The following is a 25,462-nucleotide window of genomic DNA, read 5'->3' as shown; positions in this document are numbered from 1 at the left end:
CGGGCCAGACATAGCGTACCCCCTTAGCCGCAAACGGTACTGGCTCCCTGTTGCCGCCCGAGCTACATCCCAACTCAGAGGGGGCTAGCAAGAAAAGCCGTCACTGCTCAGCGGACTGAAGGCCGGCGGGTCAGCCGTGGTGCCAAGGGTGTGGATAGGACTGTATTCGAACAGGAGGTGGAGTATGGCAACCAGTCGTCGAGTCGCTCGAGTCGCGTCTCTGATTAAACAGGAAGTCAGCCAGATGCTGATGTCTGGCATCAAGGATGACCGGGTAGGGGCTGGTATGGTCAGCATCACTGATGTGGCTGTCTCAGGGGATCTGCAACATGCCAAGATCTTCGTCAGTATCTATGGCACCGAAGCCGCCCGGGCTGAGACTATGGAAGGGTTACGGGCTGCCACTGGCTATGTGCGACGAGAACTGGGGCAGCGGGTGCGGTTGCGACGCACCCCAGAGATTCTGTTTCGAGAAGATCGCTCCGTGGAGCGCGGTACCCGGGTCTTGTCCCTGATTAATCAACTGAGTCAGGAACGCAGTGCTAAGGAGGCCTCTGATGCCGCTGCCAATACCGATGTCCAGGGAGACCCTAGCGCTTGATCCTGCCTGCGTTACCGTCGCCCAGTAACCTGCCCCTACGGCAGCAGGTGGCTCAAATGGTGGTTGTGCGGGCCTCTGGCCATCTGTTTGACCACGAAATTCGCTATCCCCGCTGGGAAGCAACCCAAGGCCAATTGCAGCGATGGATCCAGGAAGTGGGGGTTGGCGGCGTCATTCTGCTGGGGGGCAGTGCCGCAGAGATAGCGATGCGATCGCACACCCTGCAGACCTGGGCCGATATCCCCCTGCTGCTGGCTGCCGATATCGAAGAAGGGGTGGGGCAACGGTTTAGCGGTGCCACCTGGTTTCCTCCGCCCATGGCCCTGGGGGCTTGGGCCCGCCATGACTGGGAAGCTGCCCTCGCCCAGGCCGAAAAAATGGGCAGCGCCATCGCCCAGGAGGCCGCGGCTATTGGCCTCAATTGGATTCTGGCCCCAGTCGTCGATGTCAACATCAACTCCGAGAATCCGGTGATCAACGTGCGGGCCTTTGGCCAGTCTCCCATCCGCGTCAGTCGGCTGGCCCAGGGCTTTATTCGAGGAACTCAGGCCTTTCCAGTCCTGACCACAGCTAAGCATTTTCCTGGTCATGGGGATACCAGCATCGATTCCCATCTGGCCTTACCGGTCATTCCCCACGACCGCCAACGGTTAGAGCAAATCGAGCTGCCTCCGTTCCGGGCAGCCATTGCCGCCGGGGTCGATGCCGTCATGACCGCCCATCTGCGAGTGCCCCAGTTAGATCAGCGATATCCCGCCACCCTCTCCCCGGCCATTCTCACCGATCTGTTGCGGCAGGAACTGGGCTTCGATGGCCTGATTGTCACCGACGCCTTGGTGATGCAAGCCATTACCAAGGCCTATGGCCCCTACGAAGCCGCCATTCTGGCAGTGGAAGCCGGGGCTGATGTGCTGCTCATGCCCGCCGATCCGGATGGGGTGATTGCTGCTCTCTGTGAAGCGGTGCAAGTCGGACGGTTGTCGGCTGAGCGTATCCTGACCTCAGTGGAGCGGATCTGGCGAGCCAAGCAAAAACTGGGCACGCCCCTATCGGTGTTCCCAGGGGATGACCATGCCTGGGAACGACTGCCGCCTCCCCCGATGCCACTGGAGCAGCTGGCTCAGCTCGGCACCCGGCAAACGGCTGAGACAATTTTACGCCACTCGATGAGTGGTCAGGGCTCTCTTGCTCCCCAGGCTCCTGGCCCAAAGCAGACGGTGATTATCGTCGACGATGTGATTGATTGTCGTGTCCTTAGTCGCAGCAGCGATGCGATCGCACTCCCCCAGCGTCTCGGCTATGACATCCTCGTGGTCGACAACGGCCCCTGTCAGCAATGGCCTCACCCTGACGCCCTGCAGCTGACTCTGCTGCAGTTATTCATTCGAGGGAATCCCTTTCGGGGGTCTGCCGGCACCACCGCAGTCGCCCATCGCTGGTTCCATGCCCTGATGGGGAGCCAATCCCTGCAGGGCCTAGTCATCTACGGCAGTCCCTATGCTCTCTATCCCTACCATTCCTATTTACCCCACCTGCCCCATGTCTTCACCTATGGCCAAATGCCCATGGCTCAGACGTTAGCGCTAACGGCCCTATTCGACTTGGAGAGTCAACCCCAACCCAGCACCGATCTCAGCTTCACCGACTAGTACGCTACGGCAGACACCCCTACTCCACCGCTCCCGGGCTCTACATCCCCATAATCTCGTAGCCCGCATCCACGTAGAGAATCTGGCCTGTCACACCAGTGGCTAGGTCGCTACAGAGAAATGCGGCGGCATTGCCCACTTCCTGCTGGGTCACAGTACGCCGCAGCGGGGCGGTTTGCTCCACATGGTGAATCATCTCTAAGATGCCTCCCACTGCCGATGAGGCCAGGGTGCGAATGGGGCCAGCGGAAATCCCATTGACACGAACTCCCTGGGGACCTAGTTCAGACGCCAAGTATTTGACATTCATGTCTAAGGCCGCCTTGGCAATGCCCATGACATTGTAATTGGGCACCACCTTCACGCCTCCTAGGTAGGTTAGGGTGACCATGCTGCCCCCCTCAGTCATTAGGGGTTTAGCGCCCCGAGCCAGGGCAATCAAAGAATAGGCACTGATATCTAACGCCGTTTGAAACCCAGCCCGGGAGGTATTGCTAAAGTCTCCGGTCAAGTCATCCCGATTAGCAAAGGCCAGGCAGTGTACTAAAATATCGAGACGTCCCCAAGCCTCCTGGACAGAGTTAAACACGGCCTCCACTTGCGACTCGTCTTGCACATTGCAGGGCAGGAATAGAGAAGGCTGCAATGGCGCCACCAAATCTCCGACCTTCTTTTGCATCTTGCCTTTGTCATCCGGCAAGTAGGTAACGCCTAGATTGGCCCCGGCCTGATGCAGCTGTTGGGCAATCCCCCAAGCAATGGAGCGATTATTGGCAATCCCAGTCACCAGGGCATTTTTTCCAGTCAGATCTAGCATGGCCATCCGTGTCTCAACGCAACTAGGAGCATACGGGAAATTGGCCAGCCTGGGTAGGGGGAAAATAGAATGCACCCTTGCCTGAGAGGAACGTTATTATGGAGTCTAGAGTAGACATCGGTGGCTGAGTGTCCACTAGCGACGACAGGGGTCTCCTGTTAGTTAGCCTTAGTGAGCTGGCTTACCTCCGACATTCAATCTCTAGGTGCTATTTGACTTGAGAGGTAAGTCATGACTGTTTATGTGGGCAATCTGTCCTATGATGCGACAGAGGCCGATTTGAGCGGCGTCTTTGCCGAATATGGCTCCGTCAAACGCGTGCAGATGCCGGTTGACCGCGAGACTGGCCGGATGCGCGGATTTGCTTTCGTTGAAATGGAGCAGGAAGCCGATGAAACTGCGGCGATTAATGATCTCGACGGCTCCGAATGGATGGGCCGGACTCTAAAGGTCAATAAGGCCCGCCCCCGGACTGAACGCAAGCCGTCTGGCAATAGGGGCTGGCGAGACAAAGATAGCCGTGATGCCTCCCCTCGGTATTAACCCTAAGGGACACTGGAGGTCATCAGCCCAGGGAAGGTAGGACAACCGCATGGTCAGTTTGTAACGTTTAGTTAGACGAGGAGGACGCTGAATGGCCCAAGTGGTCGTTGGGGAAAATGAACAACTGGAATCTGTCCTGCGCCGCTTTAAACGCAAAGTTTCTAAGGCTGGTATCTTTGCCGACATGAAGAAGAACCGCCATTTTGAGACGCCTGGCGAGAAGCGCAAGCGAAAGGAAATTGCCAAGCATCGGCAACGTCGGCGTTTGCGCAACATGAGGCGCAGTGATTAGCTGGGATAGCTAAGTTGGCTCAAGAGTTGTTGGGCGATATGACGAGAGCCCCCCGGCGGCCCCACTCGTTCTTTGCCATTATCCTGACAGCGCTGTCGATAGGTCACGTCGTTGAGGATGGCTACTGCCTTGGTTGCCGCCTGTAGTAGTAATGGTGGGGTGGCCATGCGACGGCCAACGGTGATCACGGAAGGCCCCAGCAACCGCATTTGGGCTTCGGCGAAGGGGTAAGTGAACTGAGGCCCGGGGCCAATGATTTGGATGACCGGTTTACCTAGCCCTACGGCTTGTTCGACGGCGGTACCGGCCATGCCGATCACCAGGTCGCAGTGGTGCAGAATATCGGCAAAGGCATCTCGGTAACACATCACTCGCAGGCCATTTGCCCTATGCAAGTGGCCTGCGCTGTCGAGGGTCCATCCTTGGGTTTGGGCCAGGGTCTGGAGGTGTTCGTCTCGGAAGGCGGGAACTAGCGCCGCTTCAAATTGGACGGTGCCGTACTGGGTGACGATGGCGTCACACAGCTTTAGCTGCAGGGCAAAGTTGTGATGGGCTTCGGGCAAACGGCTGCCTGGTAATAGGGCTATGGTGGCCATGCCGGGCTGTCGCTTTAGGGAACGTCCCGTCGGCTGTAATACATCCATGATCGGATAGCCGGCGAAACGAGCTTTGCCCATTCCCCGTCGCTGTAAGTCTTTGGCGGTGAAGGCATCGCGGGTTAGAATCAGGCGACACCGATGCGATCGCAAGCAAGCCTGGGCCAGCCAGGGTAATTTCAACCGCCCTTCGTAATAGCTAGACATCGATACCAGAAACGCCACAAAAGGTCGCCCGGTGAGATAGGCAAACAGGATGGGGACCACGTCTCCGGTGGCCAACACCAAGTCACAATGGCGGCCATACCGACGGACAGCCTGCAACTGTCCCCAGGTGAGGCTAATCAGCCCCGAGAAGAGATCTCGCACCAGATTGATGGGGTTGAGATCCCGCTGCCAGTTGCAGGGATTGAGCAGGCGCAACACATTGATGTACAGAAAGCCCCCGGAGGGCAACTGCTGGGTCGGTCCAATGATGGGAACCCCTAGCTGTTGATACGCTTGCCCCTCACCCACAATGGGTAATGCCGCCACATCGACCTCTGGAGCCAGCTGCCGCAGTGCCGCGAGGACTAAACTGGCATTGAGATCCTCTCCATGGCCGTTACTTAGGAACAGCAGACGTTTAGGCATAGAGCAACCAGAAACGGGCAGCGACTGGCCGACCTTTAGCGTAGACCACCGCCAAGTCAGCCAGTCATGAAAGCTAACGTAACAGGTATCGGACCCTGCCACATGAGAGTCTGAGTCCTTTTCCAGTACCCTCTTAGAGTGACATATCCTTTGCTGCGATGAGGCCAACCGGCCCCTGAAGCTCCTGTGTATTAGCAATGGCCATGGCGAAGATGGCATCGCCGCCAGCATCATCAAGGCATTGCGCGCCAAGGGTCTCGTTCCCTACAGGTATGGGCGTTGCCACTGGTGGGAGAGGGCAAGGCCTATGGCCAGGCTCAGATCCCCGATCCTGGGGCCAACCCAATCCTTACCCTCGGGGGGGTTCATCTATATGGATGGGCGCCAACTGGCCCGTGATCTGCGAGGCGGGCTAGCGTCGTTAGCGTGGCGACAGCTCCAGGCGCTGTGGCAGTGGCGGTCCCACGGAGATTATGTCCTGGCCATTGGCGATGTGGTCCCCCTAGCCGCCGCCTGGGGCAGTGGCCTCTCCTACGGCTTCGTGGGGACGGCGAAGTCGGAGTATTTCCTCCGGGATGAGCGGGGTCCCTTGCCCCAGCGCCCCTGGTTTGAAGGCTGGTCTGGATCGGTCTATCTACCTTGGGAGCGGTGGTTAATGGGGCATACTCGTTGCCGCATTGCCTGTGTTCGCGATCAGCTCACGGCCCAATGGTTGCGGCGCTGGGCCATCCCGGCGGTGTATGCCGGCAACCCCATGATGGATAATCTGCACCCCCATGCCGCCACCCTCACCCGCCTGACCACTCACTGGCCTGACCATCCCGATGCCCTCACCCTGGTTCTCTTGCCGGGATCTCGAGCACCAGAGGCCATGGAAAATTGGCGCCAGATGGTCCGGGCCGTGGCCGTGATTTTGCAGCACTTTCCAGGACGGTCGCTGCGGTTTCTAGGTGCGATCGCACCTGATTTACCCCTAGAGCCGCTACAACAGGCCCTCACCGCCGCCCACTGGAGCCCTGTCACTGACCAACCCTATCCCACCTATACCCAGGGCCAGGGTTGGCTGCGCCTGAGCCAAGATGCCTACGCCGCCTGCCTACATCTAGCCGACGTCGGCATAGCCATGGCTGGTACCGCCACCGAACAATGTGCCGGTCTAGGCAAACCAGTCATCACCTTCCCCGGTAACGGCCCCCAATTTACCCGCAGCTTCGCCGATACCCAAGCTCGCCTCTTGGGGCCATCCATCCTATATGTCGAGCATCCTGACGCTGTGGCCCCCGCCTTGGCAACCCTGCTCCAGCACCCAGAGCGTCTGCAGGACATTCGCGCCAATGGTCTACGTCGCATGGGCACCGCCGGTGCTGCCCAGCACATTGCCACACTCTCCTGCACCAGCACTTAATCCAGCCCTAGCCCTCATTAAACTCAGTCTCCAGCCATCACAGCGGCTGAATCCGCCGGGGGTCTCCCAGTCTATAGGGATCTTGATTTAATCTCACCCGCTCTTGGCCAGCAACGCCTGCTGGAACTTGCCCCCACTGGGCCTGCACATCCAACACCAGCTGATCCTGTTGCTGCCGCAGGGTTTCCAAATCACTACCTCGATTGAGAATGGCAAACCATACCCACCCGCGCCGCTGACTGGAAAATATCCCAGCCAGGGAACTCACCTGAGCCAAACTCCCCGTTTTCACAGCAGCATCCCCGGGCAATTGCCGCCCGGACAACGTACCCTGATCTTGCCCTGCCATCGGCAACACATCTGGCAGGGCAAAGCCATCGGCCTGGAGCTGGTCCTGAATCGCCTGCAAAATTGCCACCACAGCTCGGGCCGACAGCTGATTAGCCTCCCCCAAGCCAGAGCCATTGACCAAGCGCACCTCCGCCGCTGGAACCCCGGCGTGGGCCACCACTGCTTGCTGCAGCGCCTGGGGCCCACCAACCGCTGTCGCCATCTGGTCAGCCATGACATTATTGCTGTAGATATTCATGGCCTTCAACAGAGCCACCAGGGGGAGCGAGCGATGGGAGAGTCTCCAGAGGTCAGCAGCATCACCCTGGCCCATGGACTCGACTCGGACATCACCCTGGATGGGAATGGCAGGCTTGGCGGTCCCAGCTGGCAAGGTGGCAAACTGCTGGCGAGCCTCCGCTGGCCACTGGGATGGCATCCAGGCCTGCCGCAGCAATTGTCCCGACCGACTGGCATCGGCCGTAAAATTCATGGAAAAATTTCCTTGAATCCGCAGGTCACCAGCAATCCGTCGAATCCCCATCTCAGCCATGGTGTTGCCCAGGGCAAAGGCCTCTTCCCAGACAAACAGGGGATCTCCCCCGGCCTGAATGATTAAATCTCCTCGTAACACCCCATTTTCCACCGGCCCCGTCCAGCCGATGCGGGTTGTAAAGCCATGAGTGGGGTCCCAGGTCGTTAGGGCCGCTAGGGTCGTTGCCAACTTGGTCAGGGACGCCGCCGCCAGGGGAACATGCCCCTGATGCTGGGCAATCACCGTATCACCGGTTTGAATCCAAATGCCCTGGGCTGACGCCGACAACCCCTGGGCTATCCATTGGTCCACATGGGACTGCACCAGAGCTTCCACAGCCGGATCCGGTGCCGTTAACCGGGCAACCCAAGCAGACTGCTGCCAGGGTGGCACTAGCTCAACGCTGGTCAGCCGAGTAGGCCGCAACGGCTGGGCAGAGACATTGCCAAACAGTAATGACACTAGTCCTACGTTGAAGACGGGGTTGTCCCAAACACGACGCGATACCATGGGCGACTCAACCGAATGCAGACTATGAAGACAGCGGTTCCAGCAGAAACCTGGGATGCAGAGGATACGCCTGCCTAAGACCATGGAGGCTCAGCCTTCCGGACGGATAGCAGCATTGGACAACGATAGACTAGATGAAACGGCGTGCCGCTTACTAGTAAGTTGGTCCCCCCTTGACCTGACGCTGATACCAATGACTCAATGCGTCAGTCGGTAGTCATTCATCAGACCATTGTCTGGGAAGGCCCTATCCCTATCCCAGGGCAAGCGCGCGCCTTGACTATAGCAACCTTGCAAACGACATTGCCAGACCGGTCATGGCCTCTCCTGATCCCAATCGTGTTCTCCGGTATCTGCCTTTCGGCGTGGGAATTTTGGGCAGTTCATTACTGCTCTTGAATCGTCTATCTACGCCAACACTAACGGCGTCGCAAGCCCGCTCTGACGTCGTCGGGATCATTCTTAGCGCCGTCTTGATCTTGACTGGATTACTCTGGCAACGGGTGCAACCGGTGCCACCAGACAGGGTTGTACTACAGGGAGAGGAGGGCTTCGAGTTGAGGCAGGAGCTACCTGATGCCATCAAGACCGAGTTAGCTTGGGCCTCTCACCTACTCCTAACCAACACGGTGACCCGGTCAGTGGTGATCTACTACGAGGGCCAAGTACTGATGCGGCGAGGAATTTTAGGCCCCAAAGCGGAGGTATCCCCAGGCTCTATCGTGCAGCGGGTACTGCAGACGGGCAAGGCCGTTTATCTAGTGAATCTGGCTCTATATCCGGGCCGGGTGGAGTTTGATTACCTACCACCCAATAGCCAAGGCGTCATCTGTCAACCCATGGGACGAGGCGTGATGATTTTGGCTGCCAATGCTCCCCGCAGCTATACCAAACAGGATGAACGCTGGATTGAGGGCTTAGCCGACAAGGTGGGCAATACCCTAGATACCCCCTGGCCACATCCCAAACAGCACTAAAGCAGCACTAAACAGTGAAGGAGACGCATCATGCGTCTCCTTCAGATAGTCAGTGGGTTCACTGATGGGGCCTCCAGTTGTCCTGAGTCAGGGAAAGGATATCAGGTGCCTAGGGAGTTCTCTCCTGTCGGATGAGTTCCTGAGCTTACTCGTAGTAGCGGCGGTCGATCCAGTCTCTCAGGTCTGCTTCGGAGGCGAAGCGGCGATGCTTACCGGTGACAGGGTCGTAAGCATGCCAGACTTGTAACCCAGCGTGTTGACGGCTCCAAATGCGCAGCTCGTTAGCATCCAGTAGTCTATTCATGATGCACTCTCCTACAGTGGTGTGTCTTCGGTAAATCACGGGGAACCACACAACCCCTCTAAAGTGACTCTAGAGGAGACACTCGGGCAGCTGCTTTCCATAGATCTCAGAGAAATCAGACGCAGAGAAACAGCTGGTGGTGTTCTAGATTCAATCTAGCTAGACGTGACGCCGGTGCCTACGCATGGCGTGCATGGCAACTATGCAAGAAATCGATGTATTCTGCGCTAACCGATACGATAGTCTGAAGGCGTTTACAAAGGTGAATTGATAGGGTATCTCCGGATCACAGTTCACTGCGGTAAAGGACCACAGCACAACAGCTGAGATGGCTGGAGCATCGATGCCCTTCATAGGTCAGTCAAGGTCTTTGCCGCTGTCATTATTTGGGGACTATCTATGCTGCCTACTAAGCTCAAGCTGTCTCAGTTACGAGCGTTAGTTGCCGTCGCCGAGGCAGGAAATTTCAGCGAGGCTGCCCTACGGTTAGAGATAACACAGTCGACGGTGAGCCACGCCATCTCGACCCTGGAAGACGAGTTAGGGGTGGTGTTGCTGCAGCGAGGCCGCCATGGGGCTCAGCTGACGCCAGTGGGGGCTAATATTACTGCCCATGCCCAACAGGTGCTGAAGTTACTCGACAGCATTGTCAGTGAAGCCGACCACTCTAAGGGTCTGCAAGGGGGCACTGTTCGTATCGCCGCCTTTCGCAGCGTTGCCACCCATCTATTGCCCGTGGCCATCGCCCGTCTCCACAGTCGCTACCCGAATATCACGGTCACGATTACGGAACTAGACGAGCTTTACCAACTGCGACGACACTTACAGCAAGGGCATGTCGACATCTGTGTGGCAGAGATGCTCTGCGGTGACGAGTTTGAGACGGTTCATATTCTCGAGGACGAATATGTGGCCCTGTTACCGCCTGACTCGGGCCTGCGGGATGCCCAACTCACCCTGGAAACCCTGAGGGGACTTCCCTTGATTGCCTCTACCCACAACAGTTGCTATTCCCGCATCCAAGAACAGTTGCAGAAGATGGAGAATACTCTGAAGGTGTGCTATCGCATTCGTCAAGACTCTACCATGACCAGCATGGTGAAACAGGGATTGGGCATTGCGATCCTGCCGCGGCTAGCGGCTGAACCGGTGCCAGAGGGCGTGCAAGTCTGTCGCTTGCCGTTGCCGGTCTATCGACCCATTGGGGCCTCGCTGCTGCGAGATGCCCTGCACACGCCGGCTGTTTATGCCTTTTTAGATGCCCTCAAGGAGACGAATGATTTGAATCAACAACAAGCCGTCTAAGATGCTTACAGTCAGACTGGCATGGCTCTATGAGAACCCTGTATTTTCTGTTGCCTGGTACCTACGGTCGCTTCGCCTGTGGTGGACTCTGGGCCGAACTCAAGACGTTGAACCTGGCCCAGCAGATTTGCACGGCAGCGGTGGTTACCTATCGCCAACGGGAGAAGGATACGCTCTTTTTAGAGGATGTGCTGGCTAGATCTGAGCTGGAAGACGTGATTTTTGTGCTCAGCTGGGGCTTTGACGTGCCTAAATTGGCCCGACAGTTGCGATCGCATCACACCATCTACCATGCCCACAGTACGGGCTACGGCTTTCGACTGCCGGCCACTGTACCCATCATCACCGTCAGTCGCAACACCCTGGGCTATTGGGGACAGCAGTCTCCCCAGGCACTGCTATATTACCTGCCCAACCTAATTTCCCATGAGTTCCAGAATCGCCACCAACCGCGTGACATTGATGTGCTGGTGCAGGTCCGTAAGTCCTCAGAATACCTGCTGAAGCAGTTGGTACCGGCCCTACAGGATCAGTGCAACCTGGTGCTGCTGGATGGCTATGTGGCCGATCTAGCCGACCTCTTCAACCGCAGTCACCTGTACCTGTATGACTCCGCCGAGTACTGGGCCCAGGCTCGATTGACTGAAGGCTTCGGCCTGCCTCCCCTAGAAGCCATGGCCTGCGGCTGTCAGGTCTTTTCTAGCGTGAATAGCTCCCTGGCCGACTATCTCGATCCTGGCTTCAATAGCTACAAAATCGCTGGCTGCTCCGTCGACTACGATGTGGCCCGCATCCGGCAGGCCCTAACCAGCCCCACCCGGTTGGGATTAACCGAAACAGACCTAGCCCCCTACCGCTTCCAGGCGCTAGTACACCGGTTAGAGGTGATTCTCCAAGACATCAACCACTTTTTCGACGGCCATTACTCCCTCACCATTGCTCCCCTCACGGCCAGACGTCTCCTGCGATTACGGTGGCAGCGTACCCTGGCCAAGCTGCAACAGCGGCTGCAGGGTCTATGAGCCCCAGCTGCAGCTGCGAGGCAGCCCCACTTGTTACAATCCCAGAGGGACAGGCTCGACAGGCAATTCCACACACTGGGTTCGAGTCTACCCTGTCGATGCAGTAGGGAGAGAACACCATGGAGTCGATCAACTGCGCCGAAGCCTGTGTGAATGGCTGTGTGCTAGGGGATAAGTGCCCCAACCTGAAGTACACCGAGCAAGCCACTAAGTTTATCGATGATACTCCCCTAGAAGACATGCTGGCCATGGCTGACGAAGCCGTGCGCAAGAAGATGATGGAGCGGGCCACGACGCCACCCAAATGGGTCTTGCCAGAGGATTACTAACCCTGGCGATGTCATCAGTGCTGTAACCAGCAGTGACTCAAGGCCTGAACCAGGTGCTCCAGTTGAGGCAACGCGTGGCTGGCCATGACCGTCAGTCGCAACCGACTGGTTGGGGCGGTGGGAGGACGCACCGCTGAGACATAGCAGCCATGGGTTTGCAACTCTGCAGCCAGAGCAACTGCCGTAGCAGCATCGGGTACAGTTAGGCAAAGAATCGGTGAGTCCGACGGCAGCAGTTGCATGCCCACCCCAGCCTCTGGCCCATCGACCACCTGTTGCCCCAGACGTTGCTTTAGATAGTCAACATTCCGCCAGAGTTGCTGCCGCCGCTCTGGTTCTGCCGCCACGATATCGAGGGCGGCTAGGGCTGCCGCCGTATCGGCTGGGGTGAGGCCGGTGGTGTAAATCCAACTAGCGGCTCGATTGCGGAGAAAGTCTATTAGGGAAGCCGAGCCGGCCACATAGCCCCCCAGGCTACCCAGGGCCTTGCTCAAGGTGCCCATCTGAATTAGGGGCGCCCCGGTACAGCCAAAATGATCCACGACGCCAGCCCCCCTGGGACCGAGCACTCCAGTACCGTGGGCCTCATCTATCATCACCATGCTGTCATAGGTTGCCGCCAGGTCGAGCAGGGCTGGCAGGGGACAAATGTCTCCATCCATGCTGAACACGCTGTCGGTGAGAATGAGGCAGCGCCGATGGTGCTGCCGATGGTGGTTGAGGTGATGCTGTAGGGCGGCTGTGTCGTTGTGGCCATAGTCGATGACGGTGGCACCACTGAGGCGGGCTCCTTGTTTCAGGCTGGAGTGATTATATTGGTCGGCCATGATCAGATCCCGCTGGCCCACCAAGGCGGTGATGGTGCCTAGGTTGGCCAAATAGCCAGAGCTGAACACCAGGGCATCGTCTGTCTGTTTTAAGGTTGCGATCGCAGCTTCCAGCTGCCGATGCAACGGGCGATGGCCACTGAGCAACCGAGAGCCAGTGCTGCCGGTACCATAGTCATGAATGGCGGCGATCGCCGCTGCCGCCAGGCGCGGATCTGCCGCCAACCCCAAGTAATCATTGCTGGCGAAATTAATCACCGCCCGCCCATCGCGCTGGACCACGGGGCCGGGTTTACCCTCGATAGGACGCAGCGAGCGATACCAGTCAGCCCGATGGATGGTTGCCAGCGCCTTCTCCAGCCAGGCGTAAGGAGTCCCCATACGATAGTCAGTCAGTATGGTCTACTATTGAGCCGGGCTATTGATCCGGGATCCACGCCGCCGCATCCCCGGCCACTCGCACCACCCCGGCTTGCTTCGAAAACGTCACCACCAGCACGTGGGCATCATCGCGGCCCACATCGAGGTAGCCCGAATCCCAGACTTCGAAGCGAGTGATCCCGGTGATCTCTAGGCGATAGCTGCCGGGCTCTAACCAAAATTCTTGCCGTCGATCGAAATTACCCGGTCGATAGAGTAACCGATTATCTAAATAGACAGCCCCCCAATCATCGCCTAGGGCGACGAATTGGACCCGCACCCGCTGCTGCGGTAGCCGGTCTCTGGGATGGACAATAATCGGCGCATTGATAATAATATCCGCCCGCAACTGGGGCTGCACCGGCTCAGCAGCTGATGGGGGCAGGGTGGCCCCACTTAGCACGCCCGCGATGAGCGGCATACTCGCCATCAGCAGTCGACGCCAATTGTTAGTAGGGCGCGATCCGGTTTTCATGCCCAGCCCCCTTTATATCGATCGTGATTATCCTTAGTATGGCAGCTCTCAGCCACCGGCTCCACACCGGCCTATGCCTCTACCCATCCCCCGCCGAGGTTAGGGCATGCCCCCAGCTCACATCTACCGCCCAGCTACACTACTCACCCCTGCCGTGATTACTGTACAGTTACAGTACATTTAAAGATGAACAAAGATTACAAATTATGACCGTGGATGCCGAACACCGCCTGGTCCGCCCTGGCCGCCATCGCCGGACCATTAGGACTCCTCTACAGACCCTCTGGCGCGACAGCCTCACGGTGTTTTGGGGAGACTGGCTAGAGCTGCGGGTGCGGATTCCCCAAGTGGCGGCTTCTGGGTTGGTGTCGCCCTTGATTTACATCCTGGCCTTTGGTCTGGGCCTGGGCAATGCCATCGACCGGGTGAGCACCCCCAGTGCCGGTGATAGCTATCTGGAGTTCATCCTGCCCGGCATGGTGGCATTGTCCTCCATGGTGATTAGCTTTGGCGGCACCACCTTCTCCATCTGTGGCGACCGCCTATTCACCAAGACCTTCGAGGAGATGCTGCTGTACCCCGTCCATCCCCTGGCCTTGTATCTGGGCAAGATGATGGCAGGTGTGGTGCGGGGCATGCTAACGGCGGGGTCGGTGATTCTGGTGGCGGTGGTGTTTACCGGGCAGCCGGGCAGCTTCTTGCACCCTCTGTTTTTGCTGCTGCTGGTGCTCAACTGTGCCGTGTTTGCCGGACTGGGCGTGATCGTGGGGCTGAATGTCAAGTCCTTGGAGAGTGTAGGCCTGTTCAATAATTTCTTGATCGTGCCCATGTCATTTCTGGGGGGCACCTTCTTTGACCCGGCCAGCTTACCCATGGTGCTGAAGGGCATCGTCTATGTGCTGCCGCTGACTTACACCACCATCGGCCTACGGGCAGCCGCCTATCGGCCCCTGGCGGAGTTTCCCTGGTATAGCTTTCCAGTGCTCCTAGCGGTTGCGATCGCACTCGCCGCAGTAGGAGCCTATCAGTTCTCTCACCAGCAGGATTGATAGCTTAGGCATTGAGCTATGCTTATCGACCCCGAGGGGCAGGGGTGATGGGGAGGAAGGGAAAGTGAAGAGTGAAGAGTGGAGAGTGAAGAGTGAAGGGTGAAGGGTAGATGGGGAAAGGAAAACGGAGAACGGCTTGCCCTGAGCGTAGTCGAAGGGAGAGCGGAGAACGGAAAAGGGAATAGGCTAGGGGCGTGGTTGCCGCGCCCAATGCAGAAAAGCCCTCGCTACTGCACCGATGCGACGCGATCTAGACCACATCACAGATCAGCCCGTCCGTAGGGCCAGGGCAGTAGTTCGACTCCGCTCACTACAAGCAGTTCGACTTCGCTCACTACAAGCAGTTCGACTCCGCTCACTACAAGCAGTTCGACTCCGCTCACTACAAGCGGTTTGCCCTGGTCGTGGGAGTCCGAGGGGAACGAAATCCCCTCGGGTGAGCACCCCGAGCTATGCCATTAAGTGCGGCCTTACCGAGGTCTCGGGACTGATCGACAAGCCCATCCCAGGCGGCGTCTCCCCGCCCACAGACTATCTGCCACCCCCATAGACCCCTGCCTGGATTCCGGGTCGCGCGCGCTGCGCTTGCCCGGAATGACGGGACTTGCTTTCGCGGTTAGTTTGCTGTCTAAGAAGACCCCATTACCGTCATTCCCGCGGCGGCGGGAATCCAGAGAACCAACCTCGGCATCAGCTCACAAGACTCCGCCTAACTTCCAAGCAGTGCTGCCCCTACCCAGAACAACCGCAGCCCGTTAGCCCACCCTTGTGGTGCGCTCACTCACCTTGGTAGTGCACCCGACCACCCTAGTGCTGCTCCCGAGACCTTTTTGCTGCTCCCGAGCCCCTTTTGCTGGAACTGCCCCAGTGATAGCTACTCCAGACAAATACCGGCTTCTGCCTGTTTCTCAGGATTAGCATTGAAATAATCCTGCAACCAGGCACAGCCCCGGGCCAGCAGATCATCCAAGCCATTATCCAGGCGAAACAACCTGACATAGCCATCGCTGGAAAGAGTCATCAGATGCTCGCCATCGGGGCTGAACCCGAGAGAGCCTGAGAAAAGCCGTTTGTCGCTAAAGGTGCTGCCCGGATATTCAGCCAGTAACGCCCCATCAAGGCTATAGATACGGCTGATATCCTCATCAAAGGATGTATGAGTAACCGTTGGCCATCCTCACTGAAGCCTAGAAACTCGCCAGCCATGGCGGTACGCTGCGACACTACATTCACAGCCACGCGTAGAGCTAGCAGTGGACTGATAGCGGGATATTGAGTCAGGGTTGAGTTAGAGCTGGGCAAATCGGCCTGGGTCAATAGGGCTTTCAGGTCTTCCCCGATCTCAATGGCTTTCATCAGAGCGACAATTTCTTCAAACCTAGCAGGCTGTAAACGTATCAGGGCATTGCCCCCCCCTGGCGGGCAATGGATTGTTCCAGACGAGCTTGGTCTGCCTAGGCGTCAGCTTCTCTCTGCAGCTGCCGGGCATTTTCAGCGGCCTGTCGCGCAATAGCCTGCATTACTCAGGGCATTTCAAGCCGGCTAATCATGCTCAAAGTCTTCATCCGTCTCAGCTCGTCGGGGAAGCCTATTGCATCCGCTAGAACTCAGAACAAGCTAGCAAGAGAGTCACTCACCGCAGATTGATCAGGTGCACTCAAATATCCAATGCGCTTCAGGACTAGGGTATGGTCAAGCGTAAATAATTTCATTCGCACAATAGACGGTACAGCTAGTCCAGCAGGCTCTAGGTCATTCAAAGGAACATCTAGGGCCCAGGATGAATGGGAAGCAGTCGTAATCATCGCCATAACACTATGGCCTACAACTACATTGAACCTCTGGGCATTAGATAAAACAAGCGCAGGCCTGCGCTTTGCGGTATCAGTATCAGTGAAGGGAAACGGAACCACGATCACATCAAACTGCTCATAGGTCATGATAGGCAGCCTCATCTTCAGCGGACGCCCACTCGCTCATCTGAGTTTCCACACCCAATAAATAGTCATGGTCTAAGGAGGTCTGCTCTTGAGGAGAGTGCTCAGCTGGGGCCACAGAGATTTGTTCCAGTACGATCACCTCGACCACTCTTCCTGCTTGAAAGGGAAGTCCTCGAAGCACTAGGGTGCCGTTTTCGGAAACAGTCGCTGCTACTTTATAGGCCTGCATAGTTACCTGCTCGATAGTCTCTGCCATGCTTCGATATGCTCTGCAGTGATCTCAGCGGCTAGTCCCAGCTTATAAAATGAGGTCACTGGCAATGGTGTTCGTGCCGTGGTGTTGATATCTACCCAGATCAGCGAGCTAGACCTAGATAATTTTGACGGACAGTTGACCCAAACGGTTGTGCTGTCGAATATCAGTTGGCAGACCTATCGGGCCATGCTGGCAGATCTAGGCGATCATCGAGCGACTCGCATCGCCTATAACCAGGGGGTTCTGACTCTGAAGATGCCGTCTAAGCTGCATGAAATTATCAATCGCCTGCTAGGACAGATTGTCACCACCTTGACGGAAGTTCTGGGGCTAGAGGTGCTTAATGTGGGCTCAATGACCCTGAACCGTCCGGATTTACAGCAGGGAGCAGAGCCCGATACGGGGTTCTATATTCAACACGCGCCTCAGCTGGAAGGGCTCGATCCGGTGATTCCCGAGAAGCTGCCTCCTGATTTGGTGATTGCAGTCGGTATTACCAGTCCCTCAACTCAACGACTGCACATCTACGCAGCGCTGGAAGTACCAGAGGTGTGGCGCTACAGCAAGCGGCAGGGCTTGGTGATCTACCAGCTGACGCCAACCGGGTATGCAGCATCAGCGGTGAGTTTGGCCTTCCCCCAGGTAACCGCGGCTGACTTGAATGGCTTTCTAGAGCAGCGCCAATCTCAAAGCGAAAACCAGGTGATGCGCTCCGTGCGGCACTGGAGTCAGTCTTTGGCGTAGGTTGCAAGGGTGTCATCAGTCCTACCGACGGTCGGGAGAGCCCCGCGATAGCCGCCTGGGTTCCCACCCAGAATGACATACTGCAGTTGTTATAAATCATCGTAATGTTGGTCATCTTAGCGGATTTGATAGAATCCAAAAAATTCAATCGACTATTGCGGCAACTGATCCGGATCAATGCCCTGGGCTCTGAGAAGGTCTGCTAAGCGATCGGCCCGCTGGCGCTCTTGCTCCGCCCGTTGCCGTTCCTGCTCCGCCCGCTGGCGCTCTTGCTCGGCCTGCTGTCGCGCTTGGGCTGCTTGCTCATCCCCCGTTAGCAACATGGCCCCCTCGGCATTACACCAGCGCAGCCAGGTATCTTGTCGGCCTTCAAAGTCTCCCTGCCAGGTCGTCAGACCCAGGCCGACCTGTTCCAGCCAGGGTTCTGTCATTTCGGTGTAGTGCATGCCTCGCAGTTCAAACAGGCGCAAGGGAGTCTCGCTCAGCTGCAAACTGGGGTCGTAAACTGCGTAGTAGCTGACCCGCATGTGCTCGTAGGTGGCGAACTTATCGGTGAGCTCATTGCCGACTTGGTTGGAGACGACTTCGATGACAATCTCCGGAGGTTTGCCGAAGTTCCACACCAGGTAACAGCGGTTTTGCTTTTCCCACCAATCCTGGGGAACCTGAACGTTGAAGCTGACGAAGACATCCGGCACAATCGGCGGTTGGCTAAAGATGTGATAGATGCCGACGTTGGCTTCGGCCAGGAAAACTTGTCCTAATAGGGCGCTGTAGAGAGAGCTCACTAAGAGCCGTTGTTGTTTAGCAGAGGCAAAATTATCCACCGGAGTGTCATCCTCGGTGACGAGTTGGCTGGCGTCTGGGAATGCAACCTCTTCGCTGATGGCAAGCTGGTCAACCATAGACAACTCCGTTTGAGCCAGGGGTAGTTCTATTGTAAAAGGCACCTAGGTTGAGGCCGAGTACCCGGCTCCGAACTCAACTCTCGCGGTTGCTAAAGCGGGCGAAGCTGAGTTCGTTGACGCGGTTCCAGGCGTAGACCTCCTGGCGGAAGGTGCGCCACTGTTCGTAGACCTCTTTGAAGGTGGCGTCTTGGTTGGCGTTTTCCTCGTAGAACTCCAGAGAGGCTGCCTCGGCCGCGGCCATGATCTCGTCGCTGTAGGGGGTGAGCTGGGTGCCGCCGTCCATGAGCCGCTGTAGGGCGGCACCGTTGAGGGAGTCGTATTGGGCCAGCATGTTGATGTTGGCCTCGTAGGCGGCGGTTTTGAAGATCTCCTGGTACTCCTGGGGCAGACTTTCCCAGGCCTGCAGATTCACCTGGGCTTCTAGGGTGGCGCCGGGTTCCCACCAGCCGGGGTAGTAGTAGTATTGGGCGGCGTCGTTGAGACCGAGCTTCTCGTCGTCGTAGGGACCGACCCATTCGGCGGCGTCGATGGCCCCCCGATCTAAGGCCAGGAAGATTTCACCCCCCGGCAGCACCTGCACATTCACCCCCAGCCGCGACATGACTTCGCCGCCCAGGCCGGGAATCCGCATTTTCAGTCCCTGCAGGTCGCTGACGCTGTTGATGGGCTGTTTGAACCAGCCGCCCATCTGGGTGCCGGTGTTACCGGCCGGGAAGTTGATGACGCCGAAGTCGGCATAGAGGCGATGCATGGTGTCGAGGCCGCCGCCGTGGTAGAACCAGGCATTTTGTTGCTGGGCGTTGAGGCCGAAGGGGACGGTGGTACCGAAGGCCAGGGCCGGGTTCTTGCCGACGTAGTAATAGCTGGCGCTGTGACCGCATTCCACCGTGCCGGATTGGACCGCATCTAGCACTTGCAAGCCGGGCACGATTTCCCCGGCGGCGTAGGGTTCGATGGTGAAGCGACCGCCGCTGAGGGCACTGACGCGATCGCAAACGGTCTGGGCCCCGCCGAAGATGGTATCGAGGGACTGGGGCCAGCTGGTGGCCATGCGCCAGCGCACCTGGGGCAGATCGCTGCCGGTGGTGCTGGTGGGAGCAGAGGCGGTATCGGTATTGGCGTTGCAGGCGGCCAAGGCGGCGACTCCAGCGGCTCCGGCCCCGTAGCGAATGATGTGTCGGCGTTTCATATGGCGATTAGCCCGGCGGCGGTAAACGGCGATGGTTGTATTTCATGGCACATTTAACCATGAAACCCGCTCCGGCACGGAGATGGCCCGTAATGATTCTTTATGCCTCGCCGGCGTGGTAGGAGCTGCGCACCAGCGGCCCCGAGCGCACGTGGGCAAAGCCCATGGTTGTGGCCATGGCCCCCAGGCGCTCGAAGGCCTCGGGAGTCCAGTAGTGCTGCACCGGGCGATGGGCCAGGGAGGGGCGCATGTATTGGCCCAGGGTGATGCGATCGCATGCCACCGCCCGCAGATCCGCCAGGGCCTCGATCACCTCTGCCTCGGTTTCGCCATGGCCCAGCATCAGCCCCGATTTCGTCGGCACTGACGAATCAATCGCCTTCACCTGTCGCAGCACATCCAGGCTGCGCTCATACTTGGCCCCCCGCCGCACCGGCCCCTGCAACCGTTGCACCGTCTCGATGTTGTGGTTAAAGCAAGCCGGACCCGCCCCTACCACCGTGGCAAGGCGCTGATACTGCTGTCGTTGGGGCTCCGGGCCCCCCCAAAAGTCGGGGGTCAGCACCTCGATCTGGGTCTCGGGGCAGATGGCCCGAATGGCAGCCATGGTCTGCACGAACCATGCCGCCCCTTGGTCGGGCAGATCATCGCGAGCCACCGAGGTCAACACCACATAGCGCAGCCCCAGCAGTTGCACCGACTCCGCCACCTTGCGCGGTTCTTCTGGATCCAGGGCCATGGGCGCATGGCCCTTATCCACCTGGCAAAAGGCGCAGGAGCGGGTGCAGGTGGGCCCCATCAAGAGAAAGGTGGCCGTGCCCTGGGCGTAGCACTCGCCCCGGTTAGGGCAGCGCCCCTCCTCGCAGATGGTGTGAATCTGACGCTGCTTGATGATCTTTTGCACCCTGGAGAGCTCGCTGGCTTTACCGATGGGGCGCTTCAACCAAGTAGGTAGCTGGGTCAGCTCGGGGGCGGGAGAGGACTGGGGCTGGGGTGACATGCATCTTTCGGTAAGGAAGGACTCTTGGCTATTGTAGATCCATGCACGGAAGAGCTTGTGGGTTGGCGGCGGCGGCTCGCGTCGCCTCGGCAAGGTAGCAATAAATTTTGAATTTTGAATTGAAGCCTTCTGCCTTTTGCCCTTTGCCTTCTTCCTTCCCCCTATGTTCCCCTCGGACTCCGACGACCAGGGCGAACCGCTTGTGGTGTTCGCAAGGCGGCTCCACAGGAGCAAGGCGGGGATTCAAAACTCAAAACTCAAAACTCATCACTTTCCTCCGCCCTCCCCATCACCCATCCACCCTTCACCCTTCACTCCCTCCCTGCTGCCGAATTCTACGAGGATACCCCTGCATGCAATTATCTGGCCTACTATAGTTGAGTCAGCGATCGCAACCGCCAGTCAGCCTGGAGCGGTTGGGTGCCGGATGGCTGAGGCTCTAAGCAGATCATGCAGCTATCTGGTCACTGCTATCGATGGGCAGCAACCCATCACTGCGCTACCGCCAAGAGGAATCAGCCGTGGCAAGTCACAAAATTCTGGTCATTGACGACAGCCGTGTCATCCGCATGCGGGTTCGCGATATGTTACCTCAGGGCAATTTTGAGGTGATCGAAGCCCAAGATGGGGTGGAGGGCATGAGTGCCATTCAAGATCAGCGGCCCAATCTGATCATGTTGGACTTTTTGCTGCCCCGTAAAAGCGGTTGGGAAGTCTTTCAAGAAATTCAGGCTCGCCCCGACCTGCAGCATATTCCGCTGGTGCTGATGTCGGGCCGCAAGGAAGAGGTGACTGAGAAGATTCAAGAACCCTTCGAGTATTTTGAGTTCATTCAGAAACCCTTCGACCAGAAAGAATTGATTGGCGCCATTAAGGGGGCCATGGCCAAGGCCCGCAAGGCTCGCCCGGCCCAGGCGGCTGCCCCTGCCGCCGAGGCTCCGCCAGGGGAGGCTGCTGCTGGCGGCATCGATCCAGCCGATTATCAAGCACTGGTGGCTAAGGTGAATCACCTACAAGCCGAGGTGAACCAACTCAAGGGGCAACTGGCCAAGATGCTGGCCTTTATCAAGCAGAAGTTGAAGTAACCCTTAGGACCGCGACCGCACGAAGGCGGCTAGACGCTCGAGGCCGCGCTCGATGGTTTCCAGATCGGTAGCATAGGAGAGACGGATAGAGCCCTCGGCCCCAAAGGCGACTCCGGGGATAGTGGCGACGTATTTTTCCTCTAGGAGTTGACTGCAGAAGTCCAGGGACGGAACCGCGAGGGCGCTGATATCCACGTAGAGGTAAAAGGCTCCCTGGGGGGTGGCACAGCTGAGGCCGGGAATGCTATGGATGGCCTTCAGCATCACCTGTCGCCGTTGGGCAAAGGCATGGCCCATGGTGGCGATACAGTCTTGGGGGCCTTCCAGAGCTGCGATCGCACCGTACTGGGCAAAGGTGCAGACATTAGAAGTACTGTGGCTCTGCAGAGTATTCATGGCCCGAATCAACTCCACCGGCCCGGCCAAGTAACCAATGCGCCAACCGGTCATGGCATAGGCCTTGGCAAAGCCGTTACTGAGCAGGGTGCGCTGATAGGCTTCTGGGCCAATAGCGCCGATGCTGAGGTGAGGGACGTCGTCGTAGCGGATCTTTTCGTAGATTTCATCGGAGACCACCCAAATATCCGCCTCTATGACCACCTCTGCTAAGGCCTTGATCTCCTCTGGACTATAGACGGTGCCGGTGGGATTGCTGGGGGAATTGAGGATGAAGAGGCGGGTCTGAGGCGTGATATGGCGGCGCAGTTGCTCCGGGGTGATCTTATAGCCTCCCGCTAAATCGGTGGGCACAATCACCGGCGTGCCACCGGCTAGGGTCACCATCTCCGGATAGCTAACCCAGTAAGGGGCCGGGATAATTACCTCATCCCCAGGCCCAATCAGGGTCATCATCAGGTTGTAGAGGCTGTGTTTGCCGCCATTGGTGACGATGATATTTTCGGGGCCATAGCAGAGATCATTGTCCTGCTGCAGCTTCTGGGCGATGGCCCGCCGCAAGGCCGGCTCCCCGGCGGCAGGACCATAGCGGGTCTTGCCCTGATCCAGGGCCTGTTTTGCCGCCGCCTTGATGTGATCGGGGGTGTCGAAATCTGGCTCCCCAGCGCTGAAACTACAGACATCCAGGCCCTCGGCTTTCATCGCCTTGGCCTTGGCCGAGATCGCCAGGGTCATGGACGGGGTGACACGATTGACTCGATCTGCAATTGTCAGGCTGGGCATCTCCGCATCTCCCTATTCAACGCGCCCACACAGACTATGGCCCTAGGCGCTGCTCCTTAGCTTAGATCGTTCTCCGGATTCCCAGGCCAGGATTTGCAAACCTTTTCGACATAAATTTTCCTGGTGGGGAATAGCTGTCCTGGCGGTCCTGACAATTGCTCCCAGCGTGGCAGCCTGGGGAAGATACCCGGGGAAATTTAGGTGGATGCTTCTGCCGTTGTCACCCCACAATGGAGGAAAAGCGAGGGAGACCCTCAACGCTCGGGTAAACGCTGCAGGGGACAAGAACAACCCGTGTACCAACCACAGCCCATCGATACGTCTCAGGCAACGCTGACGGCGGAGTACTTATATCTGGCAGAGCGGTTGGCTGAAAACAGTCATGACCATTGGGCCCAAGCATTACTCGGGCTAGGTTGGCGCTATGGCACTCGGCTCAATGCCGCCGAGCGCACTCATCCCTATCTCTGTCCTTTCGAGCAGCTACCGGAAGCCGTTCAAGAACAGCAATTACAGGTCTACCTCGACAATCTCAAGACGGCCGTGGCCCTGGGCTATCGGATTGAGGCGCAACCGGTGGCGCCCCCTCGCATCAAGTTGGGGACCGCTGAGGCTGCCACGGCGACTCTGCGTATCGGGGCTGGGGCCATGCCGCGGCAGTTGGCCCCACTGCTGGCGCTGCGACGGGAAATTGTCACCCTGCGGCCCCGCACCCCCGATCTACACTGCTCTTTGGGGGAAATGATGCTGCAGTTGGGGGAAACCCTAATGGCCTATGATGTGCTGGCGGATGGTCTGAAGCAGTGGCCTCAGCATTTGCGGTTGCAGCAGTTATTGGCCCTGGCCCTGGCCCGCAGCGGCGCCACCCATGCCGCTAATGAGGTGTTGGGTCAACTGATGGCGGCAGGGCAGGATGACGATGAAACCCTAAGCTTGCTGGCCCGCACCCACAAGGACCTCTGGCGCCAGGCAGGGCCTGACCAGATGCGATCGCATCACTTAAAGCTGGCCGCAGACCGCTATCTAGAAGCCTATCGCCGCAGTGGTAGCCTCTGGCCCGGCATCAACGCTGCCACCCTGAGCCTACTCCAAGGGAACCGCGGCCAGGCCCGCCAGCTGGCCACCGCCGTGGCCGAAACCGCTCGACAGGCCCTAGAGCAAGCCACCAAGACCGGCCAGGACACCTACTGGATCTTAGCCACCCTAGGGGAGGCCGAATTAGTACTGGGCCGCTATGACCAAGCCGCTGCCTACTACACTCAGGCGGTTCAGGTGGGCCAGGGACGATTCGGCGATCTGGGTTCCAGCTATCGCAATGCGGCCCTGTTGATGCAGCACCTGGGCCAGGGCCTAGACCCCCTGCGAGAGTGGTTTCAGATGCCCCGGGTGATCGTCTTCTGTGGCCATCGCATGGATGCCGCCAATCGACCCCAGCCACGGTTGCCGCCAGTGCTGGAGGACTCCGTGTACGACGCCATTCATACCCGACTGCAACAGCTGAACGGGCGGGTGGGCTATGCCTCGGCCGCCTGTGGCAGCGATATTTTGTTCCTGGAAGCCCTGCTGGAGCTGGGGGGAGAGTGCAATATCGTGCTGCCCTATAACCGGGACCAGTTCATTCAAGACTCGGTAAGCACGGCGACGGCAGGGGATTGGGTGGCCCGCTTCGACCGGGTCTTATCCCAAGCCCGAGAGGTGGTGGTCGCCTCCGACTGCAAACCCCAGGCAGACGATGTCTCCTACGAGTATTCCAACCGCTTGTTGCATGGGCTGGCTAAAATCCGGGCCGAGCAACTCTACACCGATTTAGTGCCCTTGGCCGTCTGGAATGGTCAGCCCGGCGATGGTCCCGGCGGCACCGCCAGCACGGTGGCCTACTGGCAGCAGTGGAGCCACCAGGTGGAGATCATTGACAGTGCTGCTTTACTGGCGGCAGCAGGGTATGACACCGAGTCTGAGCCGAGGTCCACGCCTACGGCGGCTCTAGAACAACAGCAGCGGGAGATTCGCGCCCTGCTGTTTGCCGATGTGGTGCAGTACACCCAACTGCTGGAAGACCAGCTGTGCATCTTCATGCGGCATTTTCTGGAGGCGGTAGCGGCCTTATCCAATCAGCCCCGGTATCAGCCCCTGACCAAGAATACCTGGGGAGATGCCCTCTACTATGTGTTTCCCACGGTGCAGGAGGCCGGCCTCTTCGCCCTCGATCTCGGCGATCTGATGCAGTCCATCGACTGGCAGCAACAAGGGTTACCTGCCGATCTCACCATTCGCATCGCTCTCCATGCCGGGCCGGTGTTGCGCAATGTTGACCCCATTACCAATCAGGTCAACTACATGGGTACCCATGTTAACCATGCCGCCCGCATCGAGCCGATCACACCGCCGGGCAAAGTCTATGCCAGCCAGGCCTTTGCCGCCATCGCCACCTCCGAGGGCCAGCAATCGTTTACCTGCAGTTATGTGGGACGGATGCCTTGGGCCAAGCATTACGGCACCTTTCCCACCTATCATGTGCAGCGGCTGCATTCCTAGGTGCCTG

27 protein-coding genes are annotated in these 25,462 nt (G+C 58.2%); 13 read left to right on the top strand and 14 right to left on the bottom strand.

Annotated features, from left to right (window positions below):
• The first annotated feature begins 184 nt into the window (after window positions 1–184).
• Both rbfA and XM38_RS22735 read left to right on the top strand, forming a co-directional pair.
• Window positions 185–601 (top strand): 30S ribosome-binding factor RbfA, encoded by a 417-nt coding sequence (gene rbfA, locus XM38_RS22740; RefSeq protein ID WP_088431140.1) that lies wholly within the window; start codon window positions 185–187, stop codon window positions 599–601.
• Window positions 598–2,250 (top strand): glycoside hydrolase family 3 N-terminal domain-containing protein, encoded by a 1,653-nt coding sequence (locus tag XM38_RS22735; RefSeq protein ID WP_088431138.1) that lies wholly within the window; start codon window positions 598–600, stop codon window positions 2,248–2,250. The genes rbfA and XM38_RS22735 overlap by 4 nt, the downstream gene beginning before the upstream one ends.
• 40 nt (window positions 2,251–2,290) lie before the next feature.
• Here XM38_RS22735 and fabI read toward each other — a convergent pair whose 3' ends face one another.
• Window positions 2,291–3,067 carry an enoyl-ACP reductase FabI gene (gene fabI / locus XM38_RS22730; protein ID WP_088431825.1) on the bottom strand — a complete coding sequence of 259 codons (777 nt, stop codon included), beginning with the start codon at window positions 3,065–3,067 and terminating at the stop codon, window positions 2,291–2,293.
• Between the two features lie 231 nt (window positions 3,068–3,298).
• Between fabI and XM38_RS22725 the strand changes: the two genes are divergently transcribed.
• Complete coding sequence (locus XM38_RS22725; protein WP_080805523.1) at window positions 3,299–3,610, top strand: RNA recognition motif domain-containing protein; 312 nt, start codon at window positions 3,299–3,301, stop codon at window positions 3,608–3,610.
• A gap of 91 nt (window positions 3,611–3,701) precedes the next feature.
• Window positions 3,702–3,902, top strand: a complete 201-nt coding sequence (gene rpsU / locus XM38_RS22720) for a 30S ribosomal protein S21 (RefSeq protein ID WP_088431136.1) — start codon at window positions 3,702–3,704, stop codon at window positions 3,900–3,902.
• Here rpsU and XM38_RS22715 read toward each other — a convergent pair.
• Window positions 3,899–5,131, bottom strand: coding sequence for a lipid-A-disaccharide synthase-related protein (locus tag XM38_RS22715; RefSeq protein WP_080805527.1), 1,233 nt, complete (start codon window positions 5,129–5,131; stop codon window positions 3,899–3,901). The two genes, rpsU and XM38_RS22715, sit on opposite strands and share 4 nt — an antisense overlap.
• Window positions 5,132–5,372: 241 nt before the next feature.
• Here XM38_RS22715 and XM38_RS22710 point away from each other — a divergent pair, with 241 nt between their 5' ends.
• Window positions 5,373–6,536: a lipid-A-disaccharide synthase-related protein gene (locus XM38_RS22710; protein ID WP_256995719.1), complete on the top strand. Its 1,164-nt coding sequence runs from the start codon at window positions 5,373–5,375 to the stop codon at window positions 6,534–6,536.
• A 37-nt stretch (window positions 6,537–6,573) separates the two neighbouring features.
• Here XM38_RS22710 and XM38_RS22705 read toward each other — a convergent pair whose 3' ends face one another.
• Entirely contained in the window at window positions 6,574–7,911 is a 1,338-nt protein-coding gene (locus XM38_RS22705) for a D-alanyl-D-alanine carboxypeptidase (protein WP_187329519.1), read from the bottom strand.
• 317 nt (window positions 7,912–8,228) lie between these two features.
• On the opposite strand from XM38_RS22705, the gene XM38_RS22700 reads away from it, so the two are divergent.
• Entirely contained in the window at window positions 8,229–8,888 is a 660-nt protein-coding gene (locus XM38_RS22700; RefSeq protein WP_080805531.1) for a cofactor assembly of complex C subunit B, read from the top strand.
• Between the two features lie 145 nt (window positions 8,889–9,033).
• Here the strand turns inward: XM38_RS22700 and XM38_RS26225 are convergent, their stop codons facing one another.
• Complete coding sequence (locus XM38_RS26225) at window positions 9,034–9,192, bottom strand: hypothetical protein (RefSeq protein ID WP_187329518.1); 159 nt, start codon at window positions 9,190–9,192, stop codon at window positions 9,034–9,036.
• A gap of 399 nt (window positions 9,193–9,591) precedes the next feature.
• Here XM38_RS26225 and XM38_RS22695 point away from each other — a divergent pair, with 399 nt between their 5' ends.
• The 3 genes from XM38_RS22695 to XM38_RS22685 all read left to right on the top strand — a co-directional run bounded on the left by XM38_RS22695 (window position 9,592) and on the right by XM38_RS22685 (window position 11,848).
• Window positions 9,592–10,497, top strand: coding sequence for a LysR family transcriptional regulator (locus tag XM38_RS22695; RefSeq protein ID WP_080805533.1), 906 nt, complete (start codon window positions 9,592–9,594; stop codon window positions 10,495–10,497).
• A gap of 29 nt (window positions 10,498–10,526) precedes the next feature.
• On the top strand, window positions 10,527–11,519 hold the full coding sequence (locus tag XM38_RS22690) for a glycosyltransferase (protein ID WP_088431130.1): 993 nt from the start codon (window positions 10,527–10,529) through the stop codon (window positions 11,517–11,519).
• A 119-nt stretch (window positions 11,520–11,638) separates the two neighbouring features.
• A complete protein-coding gene (locus XM38_RS22685) occupies window positions 11,639–11,848 on the top strand; it encodes a hypothetical protein (RefSeq protein ID WP_080805535.1) in 210 nt (69 codons plus the stop codon).
• Between the two features lie 14 nt (window positions 11,849–11,862).
• Here the strand turns inward: XM38_RS22685 and bioF are convergent, their stop codons facing one another.
• Both bioF and XM38_RS22675 read right to left on the bottom strand, forming a co-directional pair.
• Window positions 11,863–13,056, bottom strand: coding sequence for an 8-amino-7-oxononanoate synthase (bioF, locus tag XM38_RS22680; RefSeq protein ID WP_088431128.1), 1,194 nt, complete (start codon window positions 13,054–13,056; stop codon window positions 11,863–11,865).
• Between the two features lie 37 nt (window positions 13,057–13,093).
• Window positions 13,094–13,570 carry a hypothetical protein gene (locus XM38_RS22675; RefSeq protein ID WP_080805537.1) on the bottom strand — a complete coding sequence of 159 codons (477 nt, stop codon included), beginning with the start codon at window positions 13,568–13,570 and terminating at the stop codon, window positions 13,094–13,096.
• Between the two features lie 206 nt (window positions 13,571–13,776).
• Here XM38_RS22675 and XM38_RS22670 point away from each other — a divergent pair, with 206 nt between their 5' ends.
• Window positions 13,777–14,619, top strand: a complete 843-nt coding sequence (locus XM38_RS22670) for an ABC transporter permease (RefSeq protein ID WP_080805539.1) — start codon at window positions 13,777–13,779, stop codon at window positions 14,617–14,619.
• Between the two features lie 874 nt (window positions 14,620–15,493).
• Here the strand turns inward: XM38_RS22670 and XM38_RS26220 are convergent.
• The 4 genes from XM38_RS26220 to XM38_RS22650 form a co-directional block, all read right to left on the bottom strand.
• Complete coding sequence (locus XM38_RS26220; protein ID WP_187329517.1) at window positions 15,494–15,640, bottom strand: hypothetical protein; 147 nt, start codon at window positions 15,638–15,640, stop codon at window positions 15,494–15,496.
• Window positions 15,640–15,975: a hypothetical protein gene (locus XM38_RS22660; protein ID WP_080805541.1), complete on the bottom strand. Its 336-nt coding sequence runs from the start codon at window positions 15,973–15,975 to the stop codon at window positions 15,640–15,642. Before XM38_RS22660 ends, XM38_RS26220 begins: the two co-directional genes overlap by 1 nt.
• Before the next feature lie 251 nt (window positions 15,976–16,226).
• Complete coding sequence (locus XM38_RS29265; RefSeq protein WP_080805543.1) at window positions 16,227–16,559, bottom strand: type II toxin-antitoxin system PemK/MazF family toxin; 333 nt, start codon at window positions 16,557–16,559, stop codon at window positions 16,227–16,229.
• Window positions 16,549–16,815 (bottom strand): hypothetical protein, encoded by a 267-nt coding sequence (locus XM38_RS22650; RefSeq protein ID WP_080805545.1) that lies wholly within the window; start codon window positions 16,813–16,815, stop codon window positions 16,549–16,551. The genes XM38_RS29265 and XM38_RS22650 overlap by 11 nt, the downstream gene beginning before the upstream one ends.
• A 78-nt stretch (window positions 16,816–16,893) precedes the next feature.
• On the opposite strand from XM38_RS22650, the gene XM38_RS22645 reads away from it, so the two are divergent.
• Window positions 16,894–17,559 (top strand): Uma2 family endonuclease, encoded by a 666-nt coding sequence (locus XM38_RS22645; protein WP_088431126.1) that lies wholly within the window; start codon window positions 16,894–16,896, stop codon window positions 17,557–17,559.
• A gap of 152 nt (window positions 17,560–17,711) precedes the next feature.
• Here the strand turns inward: XM38_RS22645 and XM38_RS22640 are convergent, their stop codons facing one another.
• The 3 genes from XM38_RS22640 to lipA form a co-directional block, all read right to left on the bottom strand.
• Complete coding sequence (locus XM38_RS22640; protein ID WP_088431124.1) at window positions 17,712–18,464, bottom strand: Uma2 family endonuclease; 753 nt, start codon at window positions 18,462–18,464, stop codon at window positions 17,712–17,714.
• Window positions 18,465–18,540: 76 nt separating this feature from the next.
• Window positions 18,541–19,656, bottom strand: coding sequence for a TRAP transporter substrate-binding protein (locus XM38_RS22635; RefSeq protein ID WP_080805550.1), 1,116 nt, complete (start codon window positions 19,654–19,656; stop codon window positions 18,541–18,543).
• Between the two features lie 100 nt (window positions 19,657–19,756).
• Window positions 19,757–20,656 carry a lipoyl synthase gene (gene lipA / locus XM38_RS22630; protein WP_080805552.1) on the bottom strand — a complete coding sequence of 300 codons (900 nt, stop codon included), beginning with the start codon at window positions 20,654–20,656 and terminating at the stop codon, window positions 19,757–19,759.
• 521 nt (window positions 20,657–21,177) lie between these two features.
• On the opposite strand from lipA, the gene XM38_RS22625 reads away from it, so the two are divergent.
• Window positions 21,178–21,741: a response regulator gene (locus tag XM38_RS22625; RefSeq protein ID WP_080805615.1), complete on the top strand. Its 564-nt coding sequence runs from the start codon at window positions 21,178–21,180 to the stop codon at window positions 21,739–21,741.
• A 3-nt stretch (window positions 21,742–21,744) separates the two neighbouring features.
• Here XM38_RS22625 and XM38_RS22620 read toward each other — a convergent pair whose 3' ends face one another.
• Window positions 21,745–22,911 carry a pyridoxal phosphate-dependent aminotransferase gene (locus tag XM38_RS22620; protein ID WP_088431823.1) on the bottom strand — a complete coding sequence of 389 codons (1,167 nt, stop codon included), beginning with the start codon at window positions 22,909–22,911 and terminating at the stop codon, window positions 21,745–21,747.
• Between the two features lie 303 nt (window positions 22,912–23,214).
• Between XM38_RS22620 and XM38_RS22615 the strand changes: the two genes are divergently transcribed.
• A complete protein-coding gene (locus XM38_RS22615; RefSeq protein WP_187329516.1) occupies window positions 23,215–25,455 on the top strand; it encodes a TRAFs-binding domain-containing protein in 2,241 nt (746 codons plus the stop codon).
• Window positions 25,456–25,462 lie beyond the last annotated feature (7 nt).

Origin of the sequence: Halomicronema hongdechloris C2206 (assembly GCF_002075285.3) — a bacterium.
Classification (GTDB): Bacteria; Cyanobacteriota; Cyanobacteriia; order Phormidesmidales; family Phormidesmidaceae; genus Halomicronema_B; species Halomicronema_B hongdechloris.
The sequence above is the reverse complement of the archived record's forward strand: the minus strand, read 5'-3'. Positions and strand labels throughout refer to the sequence as shown.

What these genes read in the sequence shown, in the direction of transcription:
- rbfA (WP_088431140.1), top strand. Translation starts at nt 185, where the DNA reads ATGGCAACCAGTCGTCGAGTCGCTCGAGTCGCGTCTCTGATTAAACAG.
- fabI (WP_088431825.1), bottom strand. Translation starts at nt 3,067, where the DNA reads ATGCTAGATCTGACTGGAAAAAATGCCCTGGTGACTGGGATTGCCAAT.
- XM38_RS22725 (WP_080805523.1), top strand. Translation starts at nt 3,299, where the DNA reads ATGACTGTTTATGTGGGCAATCTGTCCTATGATGCGACAGAGGCCGAT.
- rpsU (WP_088431136.1), top strand. Translation starts at nt 3,702, where the DNA reads ATGGCCCAAGTGGTCGTTGGGGAAAATGAACAACTGGAATCTGTCCTG.
- XM38_RS22715 (WP_080805527.1), bottom strand. Translation starts at nt 5,131, where the DNA reads ATGCCTAAACGTCTGCTGTTCCTAAGTAACGGCCATGGAGAGGATCTC.
- XM38_RS22705 (WP_187329519.1), bottom strand. Translation starts at nt 7,911, where the DNA reads ATGGTATCGCGTCGTGTTTGGGACAACCCCGTCTTCAACGTAGGACTA.
- XM38_RS22700 (WP_080805531.1), top strand. Translation starts at nt 8,229, where the DNA reads ATGGCCTCTCCTGATCCCAATCGTGTTCTCCGGTATCTGCCTTTCGGC.
- XM38_RS26225 (WP_187329518.1), bottom strand. Translation starts at nt 9,192, where the DNA reads ATGAATAGACTACTGGATGCTAACGAGCTGCGCATTTGGAGCCGTCAA.
- XM38_RS22695 (WP_080805533.1), top strand. Translation starts at nt 9,592, where the DNA reads ATGCTGCCTACTAAGCTCAAGCTGTCTCAGTTACGAGCGTTAGTTGCC.
- XM38_RS22690 (WP_088431130.1), top strand. Translation starts at nt 10,527, where the DNA reads ATGAGAACCCTGTATTTTCTGTTGCCTGGTACCTACGGTCGCTTCGCC.
- XM38_RS22685 (WP_080805535.1), top strand. Translation starts at nt 11,639, where the DNA reads ATGGAGTCGATCAACTGCGCCGAAGCCTGTGTGAATGGCTGTGTGCTA.
- bioF (WP_088431128.1), bottom strand. Translation starts at nt 13,056, where the DNA reads ATGGGGACTCCTTACGCCTGGCTGGAGAAGGCGCTGGCAACCATCCAT.
- XM38_RS22675 (WP_080805537.1), bottom strand. Translation starts at nt 13,570, where the DNA reads ATGAAAACCGGATCGCGCCCTACTAACAATTGGCGTCGACTGCTGATG.
- XM38_RS22670 (WP_080805539.1), top strand. Translation starts at nt 13,777, where the DNA reads ATGACCGTGGATGCCGAACACCGCCTGGTCCGCCCTGGCCGCCATCGC.
- XM38_RS26220 (WP_187329517.1), bottom strand. Translation starts at nt 15,640, where the DNA reads ATGACTCTTTCCAGCGATGGCTATGTCAGGTTGTTTCGCCTGGATAAT.
- XM38_RS22660 (WP_080805541.1), bottom strand. Translation starts at nt 15,975, where the DNA reads ATGAAAGCCATTGAGATCGGGGAAGACCTGAAAGCCCTATTGACCCAG.
- XM38_RS29265 (WP_080805543.1), bottom strand. Translation starts at nt 16,559, where the DNA reads ATGACCTATGAGCAGTTTGATGTGATCGTGGTTCCGTTTCCCTTCACT.
- XM38_RS22650 (WP_080805545.1), bottom strand. Translation starts at nt 16,815, where the DNA reads ATGGCAGAGACTATCGAGCAGGTAACTATGCAGGCCTATAAAGTAGCA.
- XM38_RS22640 (WP_088431124.1), bottom strand. Translation starts at nt 18,464, where the DNA reads ATGGTTGACCAGCTTGCCATCAGCGAAGAGGTTGCATTCCCAGACGCC.
- XM38_RS22635 (WP_080805550.1), bottom strand. Translation starts at nt 19,656, where the DNA reads ATGAAACGCCGACACATCATTCGCTACGGGGCCGGAGCCGCTGGAGTC.
- lipA (WP_080805552.1), bottom strand. Translation starts at nt 20,656, where the DNA reads ATGTCACCCCAGCCCCAGTCCTCTCCCGCCCCCGAGCTGACCCAGCTA.